Raw genomic sequence first — 20,004 nt, forward strand, 5'->3', positions numbered from 1 at the left:
ACCGAGCCGGTAGGGGAGGCGAGCGGCACCTGGACCCGGCGGCTCATGCCCGGCGTCAAGAGGGGCGACTGGAAGATCGGAACGTCGTCCGCGGTGACGCCGATCATGCCGCTCAAGCCGTCGTCCGAGCGGTCATCGAGCCCAAGATCCCTGAGAGTGCCTGGCAGTTGCGATTTGGAGTGGACCGCAACTCCCCGGACTCAGTGTTGGAGAAGATCGCCGCTCCCCAGGTTTGCAGCGGTGGCCGTTGATATTTGCTTCGGCAAAGGTGGCGCCGCTGGTTGAAGCGACGTCGCGAACTCCCGCGGTCTGTTGATCACGGCTCTGTGGTCGCCCGCAGCTTGACCGCAAGATCGACGACCATCCACCGCATTCCCATAGCCCGGCCGACGCTCGGCCGTACGACCTTCCGCAGTCGCGGCAGTTCCGCAGTGTATTACGACATCTGATTCCGGGGGCTCATTGACCTGCGTCTAGATGTCTGAAACGGCGTGTGACCTGCGAAAACGTCTTCCGGCGTGAGGCGCCGTTTCATGTTGTGCGTACCCAGACGCACCCCAGCGCCGAACCGCGTGGCGAGCAGCGTGGCACACGCTCTTCGTCCCCGAGGTCCGACCGGCAGCGTTTACTCTCGCGCGAAACGTCGGCGGCCGCCGGTATCGTTTCTCCGTCCAGTAAGCCCGCGCGAAGAGGTGTGCCTTGATCGATGTCATGGCGCGGCGACGCTCCAATCCGAGCCCGCTCCGCTATCCCGGCGGCAAAGCGTCGCTTGCGGGCTTCTTTGAGGACACGATCCGGGCTCTTGGGCTGGTCAAGCCCACATACGTCGAGCCGTACGCCGGGGGGGCCGGGGCCGGCCTTGATCTGCTGTACCGAGACATCGTCGGCCGTGTGGTCATCAACGACTTCGACTATTCAGTCTACTCGTTGTGGGACTCCATGCTCCACCGCCACGAGGAGTTTCTGGACCGCTTCGACTCGGTGCCGCTCACAGTCGAGGAGTGGAAGCGACAGCGTGAGATCTATCGGCGTCGCGACGAACCGGGACTCGACAAGCTGGACCTCGGATTCGCAACCTTCTTCCTCAACCGGACCAACCGATCCGGCGTTCTGCGCGGAGGCATGATCGGCGGCCTCAAGCAGGAGGGGACGTACAAGCTCGACGCACGCTTCAACAAGGAGACCCTCAGGCAACGGATCGAAGCCGTCGGCAAGCACCGGTCCAAGATCCTGGTTACACACCAGGACGGCGTGCGTCGCCTTCGAGACTGGCTCCCGAAGGAGAACGTCTTCGCGTACGTCGATCCCCCGTACTACGAGAAGGGCAGTGCGCTCTACCTGAATTCGTTCAACGACGACCAGCATCGTTCGCTCGCCCAGTGGCTCAATGCCTTGTCCGACGCCAACTGGGTACTCACGTACGACATCGCCGACTTCATCAAGAAGCTGTATCGAGACCGCACATCGCTGGAGTTCAACCTCCACTACTCCGCGAATCGCCGCGAAGTGGCCAGCGAGTTCATGGTTCTGTCGAACACCGTGGCGAAGGCGCTCGGCTCCGAGAGTTAACTGCCCTGGGCTAGTCCCAGGCGCTGGGTAGCGACGAGACGTAGGACGTCGGTCCCAACGCCAATCGGGAAGGCCGCCTTCCCGTGTGCGGCTGCCACCGGGATGATGCCGTCGACGTACATCGAGGACCCGGTCCGGTCGATGACGTCGATGATCGCCGGCAGCGTCGGGTAATCCTTCGGGTCGGGCTGACCACCGTTCGCGTCGTATGGCGCGCCGACAGCCGGCATCACCGTCGGCACCACGACACGTCCGTCGAGGGCGCGATAGACGAACTTGCGCCCCCAGTAGGTCTCTTTGCCGTACGCCTGCACATTCGTCGCGTTCGTGACCCTGGCCAGGATCTCCTCGTCACAGACCAGGACCTCGCCGGGCTGGAGGATCTCGTGACGGGCCAATTGACGAGCGAAGTCCACCATCGCGCCTGTCTTCTCAAGTCCACACAGGTATGGGGCGTCGCCGGGAGTCCCTGCGTCCATGAACTGGAAGTACTCCAAGGCCCGGGCCCGCAGCTTCGCAGGCGGACCGTAAACAGCGAGAGGGCCGTCCACGATGAACAGGGTCCTCGGCAGGAGCTCGTAACGCGACTGCTCCCACAGCAGCGTCGCAAGTCCGACAAGGACGAGGAGTTCGACGACTGACATCAGCCGTCCCAGCGCCGACTGGTTCGAGCCCTCCTCGCCAACCTCCTCGTGGATGCGGAGTACGTCCGTGGGGTACAGCCACTCGTTGCATGCGATGCATTCAACGCCGGCGGCCGGCACCATAACGTCCTTCTGGCAGTCCTCAGTGGGACAGTTGACCGGCAAGCGGCTCGCCGGGGCCCCGGGACGGCCGTGGAGCAGGAAAAGCAGGTCGAGCAGAGATTCGTCGAGTCGATTGACCTGAACCTTCTTGGCCCGAAAGAGGCCGTCGATGGCCTCGCGCCACGACGTGGCGATGTCTACTCCCTCCCGCGTGTATGCGCCGGCAACAGGCAGGTCGAGCGTCACAAGCGCCGTATTCACGGCGCGTTCGACCTCGTATGGGTCGACAAACCTTTCGGCTGCCTGGGACTCCATGATCGTGAGATCGACGTACGCCGCAGCTGCCTGCGCGAAGCCGTAGAGCACCGACGGCAAGCCGTCACGGATGCGCTCGACGACATACGAGCCATCGATCGCCAGCGCAGCGGTCAACCGCTTTTCATCGGGAAAGAGGAAATCGCCGCGAGGCCGAACCTTCTTCTTGATGTCCTCTGCGTCACGGAGGGCCTCAGCCGGGACGTGAAAGGTTCGGTTGTCGGCGACTGCGCGAACCGCCGCTGCCGAATGCCCGAGCCTCGACGCGAGCTCATGAGACCCCGCGACGGTTTCGTAGGGCATCAGGAATCCCGCCCCGGCGTAAGCGGGGCATCTCCTGCGGCCGCGCGGGCTTCGTTCACAAGCTCAACGTCGTACCGATCGATCTGAACGGGCACGATGTAGGGCGACGAAAGCGTCTTGAGTCGCACGTAGCCGCGGTCTTCTGAGGCAATGATCGCGTCCTTGAACGAGCCGAAGTCGTAGAACTTAGCGAGTTCGTTGACCTCGGTCGTGTTGTTGAGGTGTGCGACAACCCAGTTGGCGGTGTTCGCCTTGACCTGATGGGCGACGCCGGAAACCTCTTGTGTCGCGTACGTCATGCCGAGATTCAGCTTGCTGGCCTCCTTGGCCAGCTTCACCCATACGTCCAGGTCGTCCTTGTAACGGTCTGACGAGAAGAGGTTGTGGGCTTCCTCGAGCATCACCTGGATGTGAGGAGGCTCCTGACCGGACGTGAACACCTCGGTCTGGCGCGAGAGCAACCGTCGTGTGATGTCTTCGCTCATCGCCCTCGTCACAGCCTCCGCACCGACGTGGAGGTCGACAATGACGATCCGACCGTCGACCAGCTCGTCGTAAATCTCGATGGCTGGGTCGTTCTGAGTCAGCGGGCTGTGGAACGGCCGCAAGGGGTTGAGGTTGCGCCAGCCGCGGACCGATCGCCCTCCGCTCTGCGTCGTGAAGATCGGCTCCACGCTCTTCCACCGCACGTCCTTGGTGAAGTCGGCAGCGTCTTGGCTGTTGGCCTCGCGAAGCTCGATGATCTTGTCGACGACCGCCTCGAGGTCGCTAGCGCCAACTGACACGATGTTGGGTGTCCGACCCGCTTGAGTGAACGGGTTTCGGCCCAGGTCGTTGGTGATCGTCGCCTGGAGGCTCCCGGCCATGTTGATGCGCGCGCTAAAGTTGGCCGGGACGCTGAAACCAGCGCGCATCAACGCTCCGTAAAGGACCATGCGCGCCCGCTGTGCGTGGGTGGTGGCCGATCGGTCGCCTGCGACGTCGGAGTACGACGTTCCTGCGAAGTCCTTCACGTATCCCGATCCCTCGCCGCTCAGCGCCTCTGAGATCAGGCCCTGTACGGCATCGATCTGGTTCTCGGAGAAGAAGTTGATGTTGAGAGGCTTCACGTGGGGCTGCGATCCGTCCGCGCCGAACTTGTAGATGCTCACGTGGTTGGCGCCGATGGCGGCGATCTCGGTGCCGTCTTGGGTGTTGGCGTTGGCGTACTCCCCCTGCGGGTCGAAGATCAGTTGACCGATCGGCTTCCCGCTAACGGCGCGCTGCCGCTCCGAGATCACGAAGGTGCGGGCGATGATGGTCTTGGCCGTGTTGGACTTACCCATCCGGGTCATACCAAGCAGAGCGGTCTTGTTCCCGATGAAGTCGTGGATGTTGACCTCTACCGCAGCATCTGCCTGCTTCGACGTCTTCGCGCGCCGCCGGGTCGCCGAGTAGCGCACCGCGCCGATCCGCACTCGCTCCTGCTCGCGTCCCGTCGGCTTGAGGTAGGACGCGATGGTCGAGAGTCCGTCTCCCACCGGCTTGAGCACTCGGTAGGTGGACGTTGCGTAGAAGTTGTCGACGTCGGCGCCGAACTCGAGAACCTTCCGGCCATCCACGTCGTCTTCGTAGAAGGTGCCCAGGATGCGGCAGCGGAGGCCAGTGAACGAGACGCGGTTGCGCGTGAACGGGTCCATCTCGACGTCGAGCACAGCCGACGGCAGCGGGTCGTTGTTGCTGGAAAGAGCCGACCTGAGCGACTCTTCGCGGACGGCGTGTAGGTCGGTCTCCATTGAGAGCGGAGCCGTTCCCTCGACCCGCAGCAGGAGCACCTCGTCGTCATCGACCTGCGGGGTATTGATGTCCTGCGCCGTGGCGAGAAGGAATGAGTGCTGCGGGATGCCGCCAGCGTCGAACTTCCACTTGTCGTGCGTGAGCACTATGGCCTCGTTGTAGTCCAGCCGGTAGATCGCGCCGATCCGGGTGGATCGGTCGTCGGCGAGCAGCTGGGCATGGAGCAGCGAGCCGGCGCCTACTCCTGGGATGAGCTCGGTCATGTCTGCCTTTTCGGTCAAGCCTCAACGGTTCCGACTTGAGACTTCCACAAGGGTCCGACAGATTCAGGCGTTATCGGCCAGAGGCTGCTCTGCGAGCCCGCCGATCATCTTCAGGCACGTCCCGACAGAGCTCCGCGAGGTCGCACTTGGAGCACTTCTCGTCCCACACCGGCAGCCGCGGAAGGTCGTTGTCGCGGAGCGCGTCGCCGGCGTCCTTGATTCGACCCCGCACAGCGGTGAGCAGTGGATCCTCGACGAGCTCCCGGATCGTCTTGCCCTGCTCATCGAGGTTCAGCACCTCGATGAGGTCTGCCCGCTCACCGGTGAGCTCTTCGTAACCGACCGCGTAGACGTGGAGCTGGTCGCGCGTGACGTCGTCGTCCTGTGCTCGAGCCGTCGACTTGAAGTCGACGATCGCAACCTCGTCGCTATCGAGTCGACGGACGAGGTCGATGCGGCCATCCACCGTGATCCCGGGCGCCACGTGCACCTGGATCTGCTTCTCGCTGTGGACAGTCCGTTCCAGATCCTCTGCGTGATCGGTGAGGTAGCGCTCGACCGACTTGATGGCCGCCGTACGGAGGGTCGCCCTAAGCGCCGGATACGCGTATGGCGCGTGTAGGTGCCGGTCCACAAGGTCCTCGGCCGCGCTGGCTGTGAGGAGGTCGCCGTCCAACGCCCGCTTGTGCGCCTCTGCTAGCGCGTCGTGCAGCCCCTTGCCGTAGCCAAGTGCCTCGTGCAGCGGCGGGTTGAAGCCATAGAGGAATCGAAGCTTGAACTGGTAGGGGCACTCGAATAGGTACTTGAGTTCTGAGAACGAGAGCGTGACGTTCGGAAGCTCCTGCTTGGCATGTGGTTCGAGTGAGGGCGCCGGCGCTCCCGGGTCACGAGTCAGGAACCATGACTGCCGCGCGCAGTGGTCGAAGAACTGGGAGCGGCGGCCGTAGAGCCGATTGCCTGGCACCGGGGAGTAAGAGGCGAACAGGTACTTCTGGGCGCGGGTGACCGCCACGTAGAAGAGGCGAGTCTCGTCTTCGACGGTCCCGCGATAGCGGTCAGGACTCGCGACAGCGGTGTCCGGGATGACATGGAAGAGACCGAGCCCACCTTGCCTCTTTGCGGGGAACCGGTTGTTGCGGAGGCATGGCACGAACACAACTGGCCACTGCATGCCCTTGGCCTGGTGGACGGTCGAAATGACGACTGCATCGGGCGCCGCGTAGCCGACATCCGCGTCGGCGTCCGCGTAGTAGTCGGGCGCTTGATGCTCGAGCCAGTCAGCGAACGCCTTGTACTTCTGCGCGGGGTCGGTGTTGAAGTAGATCGCCTCGAAGTCCGAGATTGCCTGGCTGAACTTGCCGAGTTGATAGAAGACCAGCTCCGCCCTAGCCGGGTCCCCCGGCACGGTGTCTTCGCGGAGCGTCAGTGCTTCGAGGAACTCCAGGTAGAGGCGCTGGATGTTGTAAACGCCCCACCGCTCCCCGCGGTCGAAGTCGCGACCTTCCTCCAGCACGCGCATGGCCGTCGACCACTCGCACCCCGTGGGCAAAAGGGCCGCGTCATCGAACAGTGTCCGCAACGCCGGGCCATCAAGCTCGCCGACCATGTAGCGGAAGACACCGACCACCGCCTGGATCTCAGGGCTGTCGAACAACCGGTTGAGTCCCTTGATCACGAACGGAATCTGGCGTCGTCGCATCTCGTCAACGAGAGGTCCGGCGTCCCGTGCGACCGAGCGGAACAGCACAGCGCAGTCCGACCAGGACAGACCACGTGGATTCATGCTCGGCCCATCGGTGAACGCAACTCCCCGCATGGCTTGGATCCGGTCGCAGATCCAATCAGCCTCCGCGTCGGGGTCGGCGAAGTCGAGGGCAAGTAGGTCCCCGCGCGAGAACTTCTGGTGCCCTGCCGCCACCATGGCCTTCGAAAGTCGTGATCCGAACGGGATCAGTTCAGCCACCGATCGACCGACTTCGACAACGCCCTCGCTTGAGCGGAAGTTGTCGTCGAGGGTGACCTGCCGGACACCGGCGTAGCGGTCCTTGAACGACAGGATGTTGCCTACTTCACTGCCGCGCCACTGGTAGATCGTCTGGTCGTCATCGCCGACCACGCAGAGGTTCGCGCCGAACTGCACGAGCCCGCGGATCAGTCGTTCCTGAAGCGGATTGACGTCTTGATACTCATCGACGACGACGTAGCGGACCTGCTCGCGGATGTTGCGCTGGACGAGTTCAGCCTCAGCGTCCTCGGCAGGATCGCCTTCGAGGAGCTGCACCGCGAGGTTGATCATCTCCGTGAAGTCGAAGTACGCGTTGTCGTACAGCAATTTCATGTAGTCCCAATGGGACTTGAGCACGCCGGCCTGGACCTGTTCCTCGTCGATCGTGTCCTCGCGGAGGACGCTGGTCGCCTGCATGTAGAGCTTCGAGTGAATGAAGCGCCTAAGGCGCGGCGTTCCGGGCGAGAGGGTGGGGCACTCCGTGAGTCCTGACTTTCGGCTGTTGCGGTCGATGAACAGACGCGTGGTGATGTCTGTGAGTACGGAGAACTTGAACGTCTCAGGCACCAGTCGCTGAACCAGGTCAAGCGCGTAGCCGTGCATCGTTCCCACGTACATCTCGGCGATGCCTTGGGGGCTCACTCCCTCGGATTCGAGGACAGTGTGGATCCGCTCCTTGAGCTCGGCCGCAGCCTTTTCGGTGAACGTGAAGGCGATGACGTTGCGCGGATCGACACCCGGCTGCTTAAGGATCTCGGCCACCCGCTGAGAGATCACTTGAGTCTTGCCGGACCCCGCGCACGCGATGATCTGGAGCGGCTCGTCCAGGCAGGCAATGGCCGCTGCTTGTGCTTCGGTGTACGCAGTCATGACTTAGCCGAGGCCGCCGCATGTGCCTTAGCCGCCGCAGAGGACTTCTCGATCTTGGCGATTCGAGCGTTGATCTCCTCGGCAAGCCAGACGAGCGGGCTTGTGTGTGCGGGCTTCATCAGGCCGGGCAGGATGGCCAGTGCCTCAAACTTGCCTGTCGTGCTGAGTTGGAAGTGCCACTTTCCATCGCACTTCTGCTTCGAGTCGATCGCCTCGAGTTCGCCGATGCGCTTAATCACGTCTTCCCAGAGCGACGACGGAATCAGGTCCTCGATCTCGGCGTCGTGCCCCTTGAGGCACCTATCCGGCCACGCCGCCAGGGTCACGAGGTCCTTGCTCTTCGCCCACCCGAAGTCCTCGAGCTTGGAGATGGCCGCCCGACCGTGGTCATCATGGTCGAGGATCGCGATGACCGGCTTCTCCGTCGCCGAGCGCGCAAGGATCGCTTGAAATACGACTCGTTTGGCGCCGCCTGCGCTGATGATGTGGATCCCGTCCAGCAGTTCCTCGCGCGCAGCCGCCTCACAAGCGATGCGGAGGAACTCGCCATCCGTGTATCCCTCGGTGATCACCACTGCTCGTGTGCCGGCCGGGATCGTAAGCGCGCGTTCTAGCACGCCCGCCATGCCGGCGTCACGGTAGAGCGACCCGATCAACTCCGCGCGGCTCTGATCTCCTGCGCAGCAGGCGGCCTTGCTGGTCACGCCATCCGGCCGCTTCCGAAGCTCGGTGATCGACGCGTCGGCGCGCCTCGAGAGAACGTAGGGCGAGTGAGTGGTGACCAACAGCGAGACGTCGGCCCGAGTGGCCAACTCCTCCAGCTGCTCCATGATCGCCTCTTGGGCGGCGGGATGGAGGAACGCCTCGGGTTCCTCGACTGCCAGTACCAGCGATCGCCTGCTCTGCTCAGCGAGGTACTGGAGCATCGAGACGAGCACAGCGCCCCGCACCCCAGTTCCCTTGTCGATCAACTGCGTCGTCACTAGGTCGCCAAGCTGCACGTCGACCGAGGAGAGTGTCTCGGCGACCGAGGGCAGCTCGGGCACCAGCGTCGCGGCCCCGATTTCCGGGAACATGGCACCGACCCGTTCCTCGATCTGCGCCCTGAGCGGTTCGAGAAGTTCTGCTTGCAGGGCCGCGAGGTACTCGGAACGAGCCTGCTCCGCCTTACCGAGCTCCTCGCCGAGGTGGTCGGCAATAACGAGCTGCAGGATCTGCCGGAACTTGCCCTGCAACAGCGACTCAAGATCCTCGCCGCTGTGAACGACGGCTGATCGCACAACCGAACGGAACTGTGCCTCGAGCTTCAGGTGTTCCTGGCTGTCGGCTGGCAGGGATGCGGCGCCGTAGCCCTTGGCCTGGAACGTCGTCTGTCGCCCGCCTTGTCCAGTGAAGGACGTGACCATACGGACCTCGCGGTCTGCAGCGTAGGTCTGGATCTTGCCGGTCGTCGCGCCCTTCCGCGCCTTCCGAACGGCAAGCTCGTAGTCCTTCGCACGACGCAAGAGCGTGACTTCGGGGCTTGTCTTCCCGACATGGAAGGTCAGCGTGATCCGAGTAGTCGGGGGCGCCCCCACGGCCCCCGGCCGTGCAGGACGGTCCCGTTCTGCAACGTACCTTGCATCCGGGTCCAGCGCGAGTTCGAGCGCGCGGACGAGGTTGGATTTGCCGCAGTTGTTTGGCCCAACGAAGTAGTTCACGCCCGACGAGACATCGAACTCGTGTTCGCCGGAGAAGCTGCGGAAGTCCTTGATCCGGACATGAGTCAGCTTCATACCTCAAAGACCTTCATGACCTCGTCGCCATAGTCGTTGATGACCTTGACGGCGATCTTGTTGCCATCGGCGGGAGCCGGGAAGGGCCGCGAAACGGTCTGATAGAGCGACTCCCAGGCGTCTGGATCGATGTCTGCCCGGAGCGCCGTCTTCAGCTTCTTGTAGGGATCGTTGCCCCCCGTGAAATAGCAGTGCCGCACGAAGAACGACTCGCCGTTGTAGTCCGTGTCGATCATCCAGAGTGCGATCTGGCTTGTGTCGTTGCTCCGCACCTCGCCGGTCGTGGGGTCGTAAATGTCGACGCCCTTGAGGTCCACCACGTAGCCGTCCGCCGTCTTTGCGATGTCTATGTCGGGCTCGCCAAACACAGTGAAGAGGTTGCCGGCACCGGTCTTCTTGAGCTCCTCACCCATCAGCAGGTCGGCGTTCATACGGACCATCAGAACAGGAAGCTTGCCAAGCAGCCGTGCGCCTTGGACTTGGGCGAACCCATCGTCCGTCGCCTCGACGGTCACACCATCGGTCTCCGTCACATTGGTGACGTTCGGATCGAAGGCAAATCCGAGGATGCAAAGCAGGTCGACGTTCTCGGCCTGGATCGCCTCCTTGGCCGCGTTCTTCACGTACGACGCGCTCACGGTGCCGTATTGCGGGCCGACCGCGATGCCGATCCGCGCCGGCTTCGCGTGATCGCCCGTCGGAACCTGCTCGCCGATCGCCTGGACGTATGAGCCCGCATAGGTCTCAAACGCCGCGAACTTGATGCGTTCCGCCTTAGTGCCGTTCTGGATGCCGGCCTTTGACAGGTTGTCCAAGATCGACTGCTCGAAGTTCGGGGCGTCCGCATCCTTAGCGGCCTCGGTCTCCGAAACCGGTTCATCCCAGTCCTTGAAGGACAGCGCGCGGTGCGGGCTCAGCGACTCGACAGTGAACGGACCAGCAACGCGGACCTTCTTCGAATCTTCGAGTGGCTTGTCGTAGAGCAGCTCGAACTCAGCATGCCGATTGATTGCTGCCTGAGCCTCTTCCCGGGTCATTCCCTCGTGCAGATCGGGGTTGTTCGCGATCGCGCCTAGCGTGATCCGACGAACCCGGTCGTATACGAAGCCCGACCGAATGTCATTGGAAAACGTCTGTCTCGGGAGAGTCCTCGCGGACATCTCCTCCTCGCGCTTATGGCCCTCAGCGGAGTCTGCGAGTAGGTACCAGGGATACCGCGCCGCCATGACGCGCTGACGCGCGATCGCGAGCGCAACTCGTGAGGTGTCGACCGTGACCCACCGGCGGCCCCACTGCTCGGCCACTGCAGCAGTCGTACCGCTTCCACAAGTCGGATCAACAACGAGGTCGCCCGGATCTGTTGCCATCACCAGGCACCGCTCTATGACCTTTGAGCCCGTCTGGACGACGTAAACCTTGTCGTCAGTGAAGTTGCCGGTCGCTGTGTCTGTCCACGTGTTCGTGTATGGCTGCCAGCCGAAGTCGTCAGGATAGCGAATGTAGCGAATGCTGTTGGAGGCGACGTGAATCCGATCAGCCCATGCAAGACGGTTCATTCCGGCCGGGAAGTTAGCCTTCCAATGGGACGCGGCGCCCGGAGCATACTTCTTGCCGCGGAACTCAAACGTCTGATCCTGACTCGAGGCACCTTGAGACTTGATGTTGTCCGGCGTGTAAATCCTCGCGCCGTCGGGGATCGGAACGTCTCCCTTCCGCTCGGCTGCTGTCATGCCACGGGTCGTGCCATCCGAAAGATGCAGCCAGTTGTAACCCTGTCGGTCGGCGGAACGACGCCAAAGTGGCCGGTACTTCACCTGATCGATGTCAAGGGCGTACCAGAGCACGTAGTCGCCGGCCCGCCCCAGTGCTGACGCTTGTGAAAACCCGCTGGTCGACGCAAAGGCAATCTGGCTCACGAAGTTGGCAGCACCGAAGACCTCGTCCATCAGCGATCGGACCAAGTGGACGTTCTCATCTCCGATCTGGACGAAACACGACCCCGATCTGGTCAGAAGATCCCGGGAGGCGAGCAGGCGGTCGCGCAGGTACGAGAGGTACGAGTGGATACCCAGCTCCCAAGTGTCGCGGAACGCCCGGATCTGTTCGGCTTCGCGTGCGGCGCTGTCCATCTTGCCGTCTTTGACGTCGCGGTTTCGGGCTGACACTTGCCAGTTCGACCCGAACTTGATGCCGTAAGGCGGGTCGATGTAGACCATCTGGACCTTGCCCCGAAGCTTCTCCCGCTCGGCTAGCGAGGCCATGACCTGCAGGCTGTCGCCGAGGATCATGCGGTTCGACCAGTTCGCGTCGTGCTCGTAGAACTCAATCTGCTGGAGGTCGTCGAGACCGTCGAACGAGTCGAACAGAGTCAGCTCAGGCTCATCCTCCTGTCGCTCCGCTGTGCGACGAAGGTTCTCGATCAGCACCCGGGGATCGATCTTCTCCTGGATGTAGATCGGTGGCGCGTCGGTGACCAGGCCATCGTCGTACCCTTCGATCTCGTCCGCTGACGGGTACTTTCCGCGCCACACCAGCTGCGGGTCGAGCGACTCGTCCCGCGCGTATCGGACCTGGCGGACTTCCTCGAGCACGGCACTGTCGTGGAAGTCGACAGAGTCGGCAGTCGGGATGTTGGTCCGCTTCTCGTCATGCGTGATCGAGTTGACGGGGGTCGGGCCCTTGGAGGCGTTACGCGCCACGAGCGCTCCTATCGCTGCGAGTCTCGTTGAAGTCGAGAAGGTCGGGGTCGCCGATGATCGGCGCATCGTCGTAGAGGGCCTGAATCGCTTCAGCGATCCGGACCTTGAAGCTGTGGGGGTCGGTCATTTCGATGTAGCCCCAGCGACCGAAGCCGCCGTGGTTGTTGACCGCGACGCACCACGAGTCGCGGGCAGTTGTCGCCTTCTGCTGGGTCGGCCCGGGGCTCTTCTGGCTTCCGGAGACCTCAATGATCAATGTCCGCTCGACCTCGGACTCGTCGTTCTTGACCAGGCGGACGAGAAAGTCCGGGACATATGAGTGGCTCCGCCCCTTGTGCACGTACGGGATTGTGAAGCCCAGGTGGTCGTTCTTTACGTAGGCATGCACGTTCTTGTTGAGCTCGAGCTCGCTGGCCAACAGCTGCTCCCAGGTGTTGCCGTCCTTGCCGTCGAGAGTGACGTGAGAGACCTCGGACTTCTCGGCGGTGACGACGCGCTTGCGCGTCACGAAGTCGACGTCACCCGTAGAGCCCTCCGGGTCGAAACGATTGATCATCGGACGGAGACGCTCTCGCCGGTTGCCCACGTGCCGCGTGATCGCGTTCCAAACCTGTTCAGCCGCCAGGACCCTAGCCTCGGTGATGGTCATCAGGTAGCCGAGGCTGTAGTCGCCCTTGAGCTCGACACGCTGCTCGATCCATTCCTGGCAGATCTTAACGAGCTTCGGGAAGAGCCATGGCCGCCTGTCCCCCGCCGTCGTGAACTGCTCGTCGAGGATCCGCTTGGCGAGCGCGAAAGCCACCTGCTGCGGCCGGTACGCGGTGGGATCGCCCTCCTCGAGCTCCCGCTTGCCGACGACACCACCCATCTCGACCCAGGTCGGGACGGTGTTCGGGCCGATCTCGAACACTGGGGCGTTGTCGAGATCCAGCCAGATGTCCTCGTCCGGAAGCTCGACTCGATACCCGTCGAGCTTCGGGAACGAGATTCGCAAGCCTTCGCGACCTTCCAGAGCACGCACCTCGATGGACGGCTTAGGCGGAGTCGGGTCGACGATCGGCTTGTCACTTGAGATGAACTGGAACGGGATGCCGTAGACATTGGCGTACTCCGGCTCGAAGTAGCCGTCTTCGTTCGTGGCGTAGTTGCGCCGACGCAGGCCACGCCCAACGACCTGTTCGCAAAGCAGCTGGCTGCCGAACGCTCGGACACCCAGGATGTGCGTCACGGTGTTGGCGTCCCAACCCTCGGTGAGCATCGAAACGCTGACGACGCAGCGGACGTCAGCGCCGAGCTTGCCCTTCTTCCCGACCGTGTTCATCACCTCGCGCAGGAGGTCCTGGTCGGTGAGTTTGTCGGTGTCCGCTCCGGGATTGCGCTGACGGTATTCGGCCTTGAACTTGGCGATCTCAAGGCCGGCCGCGTTTTTGAAATCATCCTTGAGCGCCTCGCCAGACTCGAGCTGAGCCGAGTCGACCAGGATGCTGAACGGCCGCGCGACCGGCTGGCCGTCGATGATGTTGCTGAAAAGAGCGAGATTCCCCGGTTTGTGAGCGATGACCTCGCCGTCCTCGACGATGGCCTCGCCTGCGATCCAGTCGTAGACCAGCTTGCTCACCACTGTGTTCGGGCAGACGACGATAAAGACCGGCGGCGTCTCGCCGTACGGCTTGAGGGCACGCTCCCAGTGCTCGTACGCCTTCTCGTAGCTGCGGTAGAGGCTGCGCAGTGCGCCCTCAAGCTCCTTGGGAGGCAGCCAGTCCTTGACCGTGTCCTTCGCGGCGCGCTTCGGCAGCAGCTGGCCGACGTAGTCCCAGAGGCGCAGGTAGGTGACCAGGTCCTCGTCCGCGTTGTCGTCGACCGGCGTCCTCGGGACCTTCACGATGCCAGCCTCGATCGCGTCCATGAGCGAGAAGTCGCTGACGGTCCACGGGAAGATGTAGCCCTCATTGTAGCCACTGCCCGATAGGTAAAACGGCGTGGCCGAGAGGTCCCAAATCTGCTTGATCCCGACGTGCTTCGCGATCGCCTGGAGACCGGAGAACCAGACCCCGGCCTGTTCGTTCTCCTCGTCCTCCTCCTTGGCACGCTTCTCGCCGGTCTGGATCGGGCGGGCAAGGTAGCAGTGGTGTGCTTCGTCGTTGAGCACCATGATCTGTTGCTTGTCCGCCCCGAGGTCGCGGAGAACGCGGCTGACCATGGCCTTCGGCGTCTCTTTGAAGGGGTCCTCGGTTCGATCGCCCTTGAGCAGGAGGCGGGTGTTCTTGGCGACGCCCTTGATCTCCTTCGCATCCTTGAGCAGGAACGAGTGATAGTTCGTGATGGCGATGCGAGCGCTGTCGAGGCCGCCCTTGAGATCAGCCGGAACCAGGTCGCGCAGGTCGTAATAGTTCTCAGAGTCCTCTGGCAGCAGCACCCGCAGGCGATCACGGATGGTGATGCCCGGCGCGACGATGAGGAACCGGTTGGTGAAGCGCGCATCCCTGGGGGCGTACTGCTTGTTGAGGGTTTGCCAGGCGATGAGCATCGCCATGACGATCGTCTTCCCGGAGCCGGTAGCCATCTTGAGAGCGGCCCGAGGAAGACCGTTGTTGTGTGCCTCGTTCTCGGGCTCGAGGCGCTTGCGCCAGTCCGCGTAGAGAGCCTGCCGGCCAGCGACCTCGGTCAGGAAGATCGCCGTCTCGGCTGCCTCGCGCTGGGCGAAGATGACGCGGTTCTCACGAGTCGGGTCCGCCCAATGCTGCAGCAGCTTCCGTGAGATGGGGGTGACGCCGGCGTACTGACCGTCGCGGCGCCACCGCTCGAGGTCCCGACGGACGTCGTTGATCAGGCTGTTCTTCTCACGGCGCTCGTGCGTGGCGTCGAAGTCGAAGCCCTCCTGTTCGGAGCCGTCTCCGCCCTTTTTGCCCTTCCTACTGACCGCGATCGGGATGAACGACTCGCTCGGCCTCCGGCCATCCTTGATCTCGCCAGTCGGCCCCTGTGGACCGATGACGTAATGGCGGTTCGGCTGCTCGTACGGCGAGTTCAGAATGGGATTGTCGATCGTCCCCGTCATGCTCGCCGCCCCTCGTTCTTTACTCCCACGAGGATCACCCTAGTGAGGTCCTCCGACGGATTTGGCGGGTTCGAGCGAGACAGGGCCGACCGCACTGCCAAGCCCGCTGATTCGACTGACTGTGTCGGCTCTCCTAGGTACGGTGCCTGTGAACGGTGGAGGAGCAGGCATGACGGGCACGGCGGGCGAGCCGACCACGCTGTCGAGGGCGTCGGACCACCTTGGGAACCTTGCGAACATTCTCAAGGACCTCGGGGGCGGCGGTACCCTCCTGCACGAGCTGACGCAGAACGCGAACGACGCAGACGCCGACCGCATCACCTTCGTGGCGACGCGCGAGGAGCTAGCCGTCTGGAACTCCGCAGTCTTCAGCGACTGCGGGCACCAGGAGGACATGAAGCGCTGTCCCTGGAAGATTGACGACGACACGCGCAGTTGCGACCTGCACTCGTTTCGCCAGGTCGCGGGTCGACACAAGGCCAACGACGCCCGGACAACGGGGGCCTTCGGCGTGGGCTTCACCGCCGTCTACCAAGTCACAGATCACCCCGAGGTTCTTACAGCCGGGCGCCACCTGATCCTCGACGAGGCCCGCGATGAAAACGAGCGCATCGTTCAGTGCCCTGGAGGATGCGCTCGGGACCACTCGTCTGACGGAACTACCTTCTACCTGCCTTGGGCCCGCGAGCACACGTCTCTGCGTCGAGACTTGAGCGCACCGCCCCTCGCTGATGCCGATGTCGCGCGGCTCATCGACGAGCTGCACGACGCAGCCGGCGCTGCCTTGGTGTTCCTCGACCGAACTCAAGCTCTGAGCATCGCGTCACCCGAACGGACCTCGAAGGTCACCAGGCAGCAGCAAGGCGACAGGATCACCATCACGGTCAACGGCGATCCCTCCGAGTGGTTGTTGCTGGAGGGCGAGGCCGAGGGCGCTGCGCGACTCAAGCAGGAGTACGAACCCGATTCGAAGCGGTCCCCGCTTGTTCAGGTCGCAGTACCTGTCGAGGAACGCGTTGTGGGCCGCATATTCGCGGATCTCCCCACTGAGACGCGGACCGGTTGGAGCGGCCACGTCAACGCCACGTTCTTTCCACGTCAGGACCGCAAAGGCGTCGAGTTCGATGGCCGAGGGTTTCTAGGCAAGTGGAACGACGTCCTCATCGATGCCGCAGCCGTGCTGGTGGCCGACAACCTGGAAACCATTGCGCAGGAACTCGGCCATCGAGTCGCATGGAACTACCTGGTCGACGTTGAAAGGGTCAACCGCGACATCGCCAAGGATGAGTACCCCGCGGTGTTCAGGGGCTTCTTCGAACGTGCCAAGGAGCTCGCGCCGGCATCGCGGATCGCCCTGTTGGCCGACGACACAGCCGTTTTTCCCGCGGGAACCCTCGTGCCGCGCGATGAGGAGGAGTACGACGCTGTCGAAGTCCTGCTCCGACTGGGAGTCCCGGTCCTCGCAGCGTCGATTCGTCCGCTGGCGAGGCAGACAACGCTGACGCAATACGGCATGAGCCTCTTGGGGATCGCCGATGTCGTTTCGGCCCTCGAGGAGTCTGCTGTAACTGAGGCGTGGACGCCGGAGGGAGATGACGCACCGCTCACGATTGCGGACGTCGAGGCACTGTTGCGATTGCTCGACCACCTTCAGGGTCGCGGCAAGTCGCTGCTCTCCGACTCCGACATTGCCGACGTCGCAATCGTCCGGTGCGTAGACGGAACGTTCGCGCCAGCGAGCCAGGTATCACTGCTCGAAGAGGACGACCGCGCACTGTTCGAGCTGCTTGACCCGGATCTAAGAATCGTTGACACGCAGTGGCTGACGTCGCTCTGTCCGAAGCTCATCGAATTGTGCGATGACATCACGCCTGAGCGTGCGATCGAGATCTTCGAGGCTGACCCGCAGGCGCTGGAAGTGGCTCCCGAGCTGGTCCTCGACTGGCTCGACAATCATCGAGGCGCGCTGTCTTCCCTTGCCGGTCGTGTGAGTGCGCTCACGGTCTTCCCAAGCACACGAGGCGATCTCCGGTCCCTCGACGAGCTGTCCCTGCCTTCAGACTTCGACGACGTTCTCGGTGTCGCCGACGTAGTGGATCGCGACAAGACTGCGGGCCACACCGACCTCCTACACCTGCTCGGAGCCCGAGAACTCGACGCGGTCGAATACCTCCTGCGCCACGTTGTGCCCGCGGCGACCAGCGGCCTGACGACCGACCAGGCGCGGCAGGTTCTCCAGATCATTCAGCGCCACCGCGTCGAGCTTGAACAGTCTTTGAGCGCACGCGATGTGCTCCGCCGAGCCCCACTCGTGCCTTGTGCCGACGGCCTTCACCCGGCCCACGAGGTCCACCTGCCGAATCGGGCACTCACACTGATCGCGCCCGAAGCGCCGGTCGCCGACACAGATGGAATGGCCTCATATCTCGTCGAAACCCTCGTGTGGCTCGGCGTGTCGGAACACCCCAGCGCGGCCGTGCTCAACGCAGCGGCGCAACGGCTCGGTCAGGAGGAGGAACTGCCCAGTGCAGAGGTCGTCCTGGCGGTCCTGGACGCACTCCCCTACCCGCCAGATTCGGACACGGTCCCCGCGTCCTTGCGATCGCTTCAAACCTCGCCATGGCTCCCGTGCGAGGACGGCTCGCGAGGCAGGCCCGAGGAGACCTTCGCGACGTTCCAGCGATACCTGTTCGAGTCCCAGGGCAAGAAGCTCGCGCTGCACGTCAATGACCAGCGTCGACTGGCCCCGGTGCTGGAGTGGCTGGGCGTCCAGAGCACCCCTACGACCGCGATGGTTATCGCGCACCTGCGCCACTGCGTGTCCGCGGCCAGCCGACTCCATCCCGAGGTCTACCGTGCCTTGGGGCAGGCGAAGGAAGAGCATGCCGTTCGGGCGCTGAGCCGCGAACCGTGTGTTCAGATCGGCGACGGTGTCTTCGTTGAGCCGAGCATCGTCTTCTGGTCTGATCCTGGACTCGGTGAGTGGGCGCACGTTCTGGCGTCGGGCAACAGGGACTACCAGGCCTTCTTCGATCGGGTCGGGGTGAGCGAATCAGCGGAGCCGGCCCACGTCGAGGAGACACTGCGACGAATCAGTCGGGCGGCTGGCAACACGCGGCTCGATGATGACACCAAGCGCGTTGTGCACCGCTGCTGGGAACTGCTCGACCAGCGCCTTGACGAGTCGGGCGACGCACTGACGAGGCTCGGAGCAATCAAGTCTGCCGTCGGCCCACGTGATCTCCTGGAGAAGCCCGAACTGCTGCTATTCGCAGACGGCCGCCGGCTTGCCGAGACGATCCTTCTGATTAGGGACAACCTGATCCGACGTGACCGCTCGACGCACCGTGCTCTAGCCGCAGCTGGGGTCCGGCCCGCCGAAGACGTCATCAGCGCGCATATCAACGAGGAAGCCGAAGCAACCGATGCGTCTTCGCTCTCCGCGCTCTTGAGCGAACGCATGCCGGCACTCGAGCGACTTGCCGAGGCACAACGCGTCGAGGATGCAGGGCAGTACGACCTCGTGCGGCTCGTGGAGATCAGCTTGGAAGTGATGCCTGACCTCACTGTCGAGTACGTCACCCGATTCGCTCATCAGCACCAGGTCGACCCTCCCCGGACGACGGAAGCGATCTACCTGCCAGACGACGGCCGCCTGATTGTTCGGACGGAGATGCCCAACCGTCACATTGCTCGCGAGATTGCCCTTTGCGTCGCTCCTGAGGTCGACGTCAGCTCGCTGGCACCTTCCATCCTGGAGATCCTGGCTGCCTCCGACCTCGCTGACGCCATGACCGTCCTCGACGAATACGGGGTGCGGGACCTGGACCCCACTGAGTGGGTGCAGGTGGGCAGCGCGACTTCCGTCGAGGTCGATGATCTCGACCTCGACAACGTTGATTCGTCCGACGAGGACGCAGACCCAAGCCACGGCGAGGGCGCGCACGCGCGGTCCGATGACGACTCAACCGACGACGATGCGAACGACGCCGAGTCCGAAGCCGACGCGAGTGTGGGCGGCGGTGCCACGGGGTCGACCAAACCTGGCCGGAAGCGCAACCAACGTCGCAGCGGCGGTGGGCAGCGGCGGACCCACATGGTTTCGTTCGTGTCCTTCGACGACGAGGACAAGGACCACGACGAAAGCGGCGACGAGGCGCCCGAGAAGTCACCCGTGGACAGCGCGGGCGTCAGCCGGGTCCTCGATTACGAGCGTTCCTGCGGTCGAATCCCCGAGGAACAGCCTCACAACAACCCCGGGTACGACGTGCTTTCCAAGGACGGAGATGGTGCAGTCGTCCGTCGCATCGAGGTCAAGTCGATCGGTGGACCGTGGACGGGCTTCGGAGTGTGGATGTCGTCCACCCAACTCGAGGAGAACCGGAACCATCCAGATGATTTCTGGCTCTATGTCGTCGAGCACGCTGAGGACGACGACGCTGCAGTGATCCACCGCATCCAGGATCCCGTCGGCCAAGCGACAAAGTATGGATTCGATGCAGGGTGGCAGGCACTTCGCGAACCCGAGATCGAGCGCGACGACGCCGGCCGTGCCCTCATGGGATCTACCCGAAGACTGCTCGGATGGCGAACGGGTTCCGAGGCGCCGAACGCCCCTCAGTGAT

8 protein-coding genes are annotated in these 20,004 nt (G+C 63.4%); 2 read left to right on the forward strand and 6 right to left on the reverse strand.

Going from position 1 to position 20,004, the window contains the following annotated elements; genetic code table 11:
* The first annotated feature begins 699 nt into the window (after positions 1-699).
* Positions 700-1,569: a DNA adenine methylase gene (locus JOD66_RS12745; protein ID WP_204837243.1), complete on the forward strand. Its 870-nt coding sequence runs from the start codon at positions 700-702 to the stop codon at positions 1,567-1,569.
* On the opposite strand, the gene JOD66_RS12750 is transcribed toward JOD66_RS12745, so the two are convergent.
* The 6 genes from JOD66_RS12750 to JOD66_RS12775 form a co-directional block, all read right to left on the reverse strand.
* Positions 1,566-2,933, reverse strand: a complete 1,368-nt coding sequence (locus JOD66_RS12750; RefSeq protein ID WP_204837244.1) for a DNA double-strand break repair nuclease NurA — start codon at positions 2,931-2,933, stop codon at positions 1,566-1,568. The genes JOD66_RS12745 and JOD66_RS12750 overlap by 4 nt on opposite strands.
* Positions 2,933-4,972 carry a helicase HerA domain-containing protein gene (locus JOD66_RS12755; protein ID WP_204837245.1) on the reverse strand — a complete coding sequence of 680 codons (2,040 nt, stop codon included), beginning with the start codon at positions 4,970-4,972 and terminating at the stop codon, positions 2,933-2,935. The genes JOD66_RS12750 and JOD66_RS12755 overlap by 1 nt, the downstream gene beginning before the upstream one ends.
* 70 nt (positions 4,973-5,042) lie before the next feature.
* On the reverse strand, positions 5,043-7,847 hold the full coding sequence (locus JOD66_RS12760) for an ATP-dependent helicase (RefSeq protein ID WP_204837246.1): 2,805 nt from the start codon (positions 7,845-7,847) through the stop codon (positions 5,043-5,045).
* Positions 7,844-9,622, reverse strand: a complete 1,779-nt coding sequence (locus JOD66_RS12765; protein ID WP_204837247.1) for an AAA family ATPase — start codon at positions 9,620-9,622, stop codon at positions 7,844-7,846. The genes JOD66_RS12760 and JOD66_RS12765 overlap by 4 nt, the downstream gene beginning before the upstream one ends.
* Positions 9,619-12,321 (reverse strand): site-specific DNA-methyltransferase, encoded by a 2,703-nt coding sequence (locus JOD66_RS12770; protein WP_204837248.1) that lies wholly within the window; start codon positions 12,319-12,321, stop codon positions 9,619-9,621. The genes JOD66_RS12765 and JOD66_RS12770 overlap by 4 nt, the downstream gene beginning before the upstream one ends.
* Positions 12,311-15,379 carry a BPTD_3080 family restriction endonuclease gene (locus JOD66_RS12775; RefSeq protein WP_204837249.1) on the reverse strand — a complete coding sequence of 1,023 codons (3,069 nt, stop codon included), beginning with the start codon at positions 15,377-15,379 and terminating at the stop codon, positions 12,311-12,313. Before JOD66_RS12775 ends, JOD66_RS12770 begins: the two co-directional genes overlap by 11 nt.
* Positions 15,380-15,548: 169 nt before the next feature.
* Between JOD66_RS12775 and JOD66_RS12780 the strand changes: the two genes are divergently transcribed.
* The gene (locus JOD66_RS12780; protein ID WP_204837250.1) at positions 15,549-20,003 is read left to right on the forward strand and encodes a protein NO VEIN domain-containing protein; all 4,455 of its coding nucleotides are present in this window, start codon (positions 15,549-15,551) and stop codon (positions 20,001-20,003) included.
* Position 20,004 lies beyond the last annotated feature (1 nt).

Source organism: Nocardioides nitrophenolicus (assembly GCF_016907515.1).
Lineage (GTDB): Bacteria > Actinomycetota > Actinomycetes > Propionibacteriales > Nocardioidaceae > Nocardioides > Nocardioides nitrophenolicus.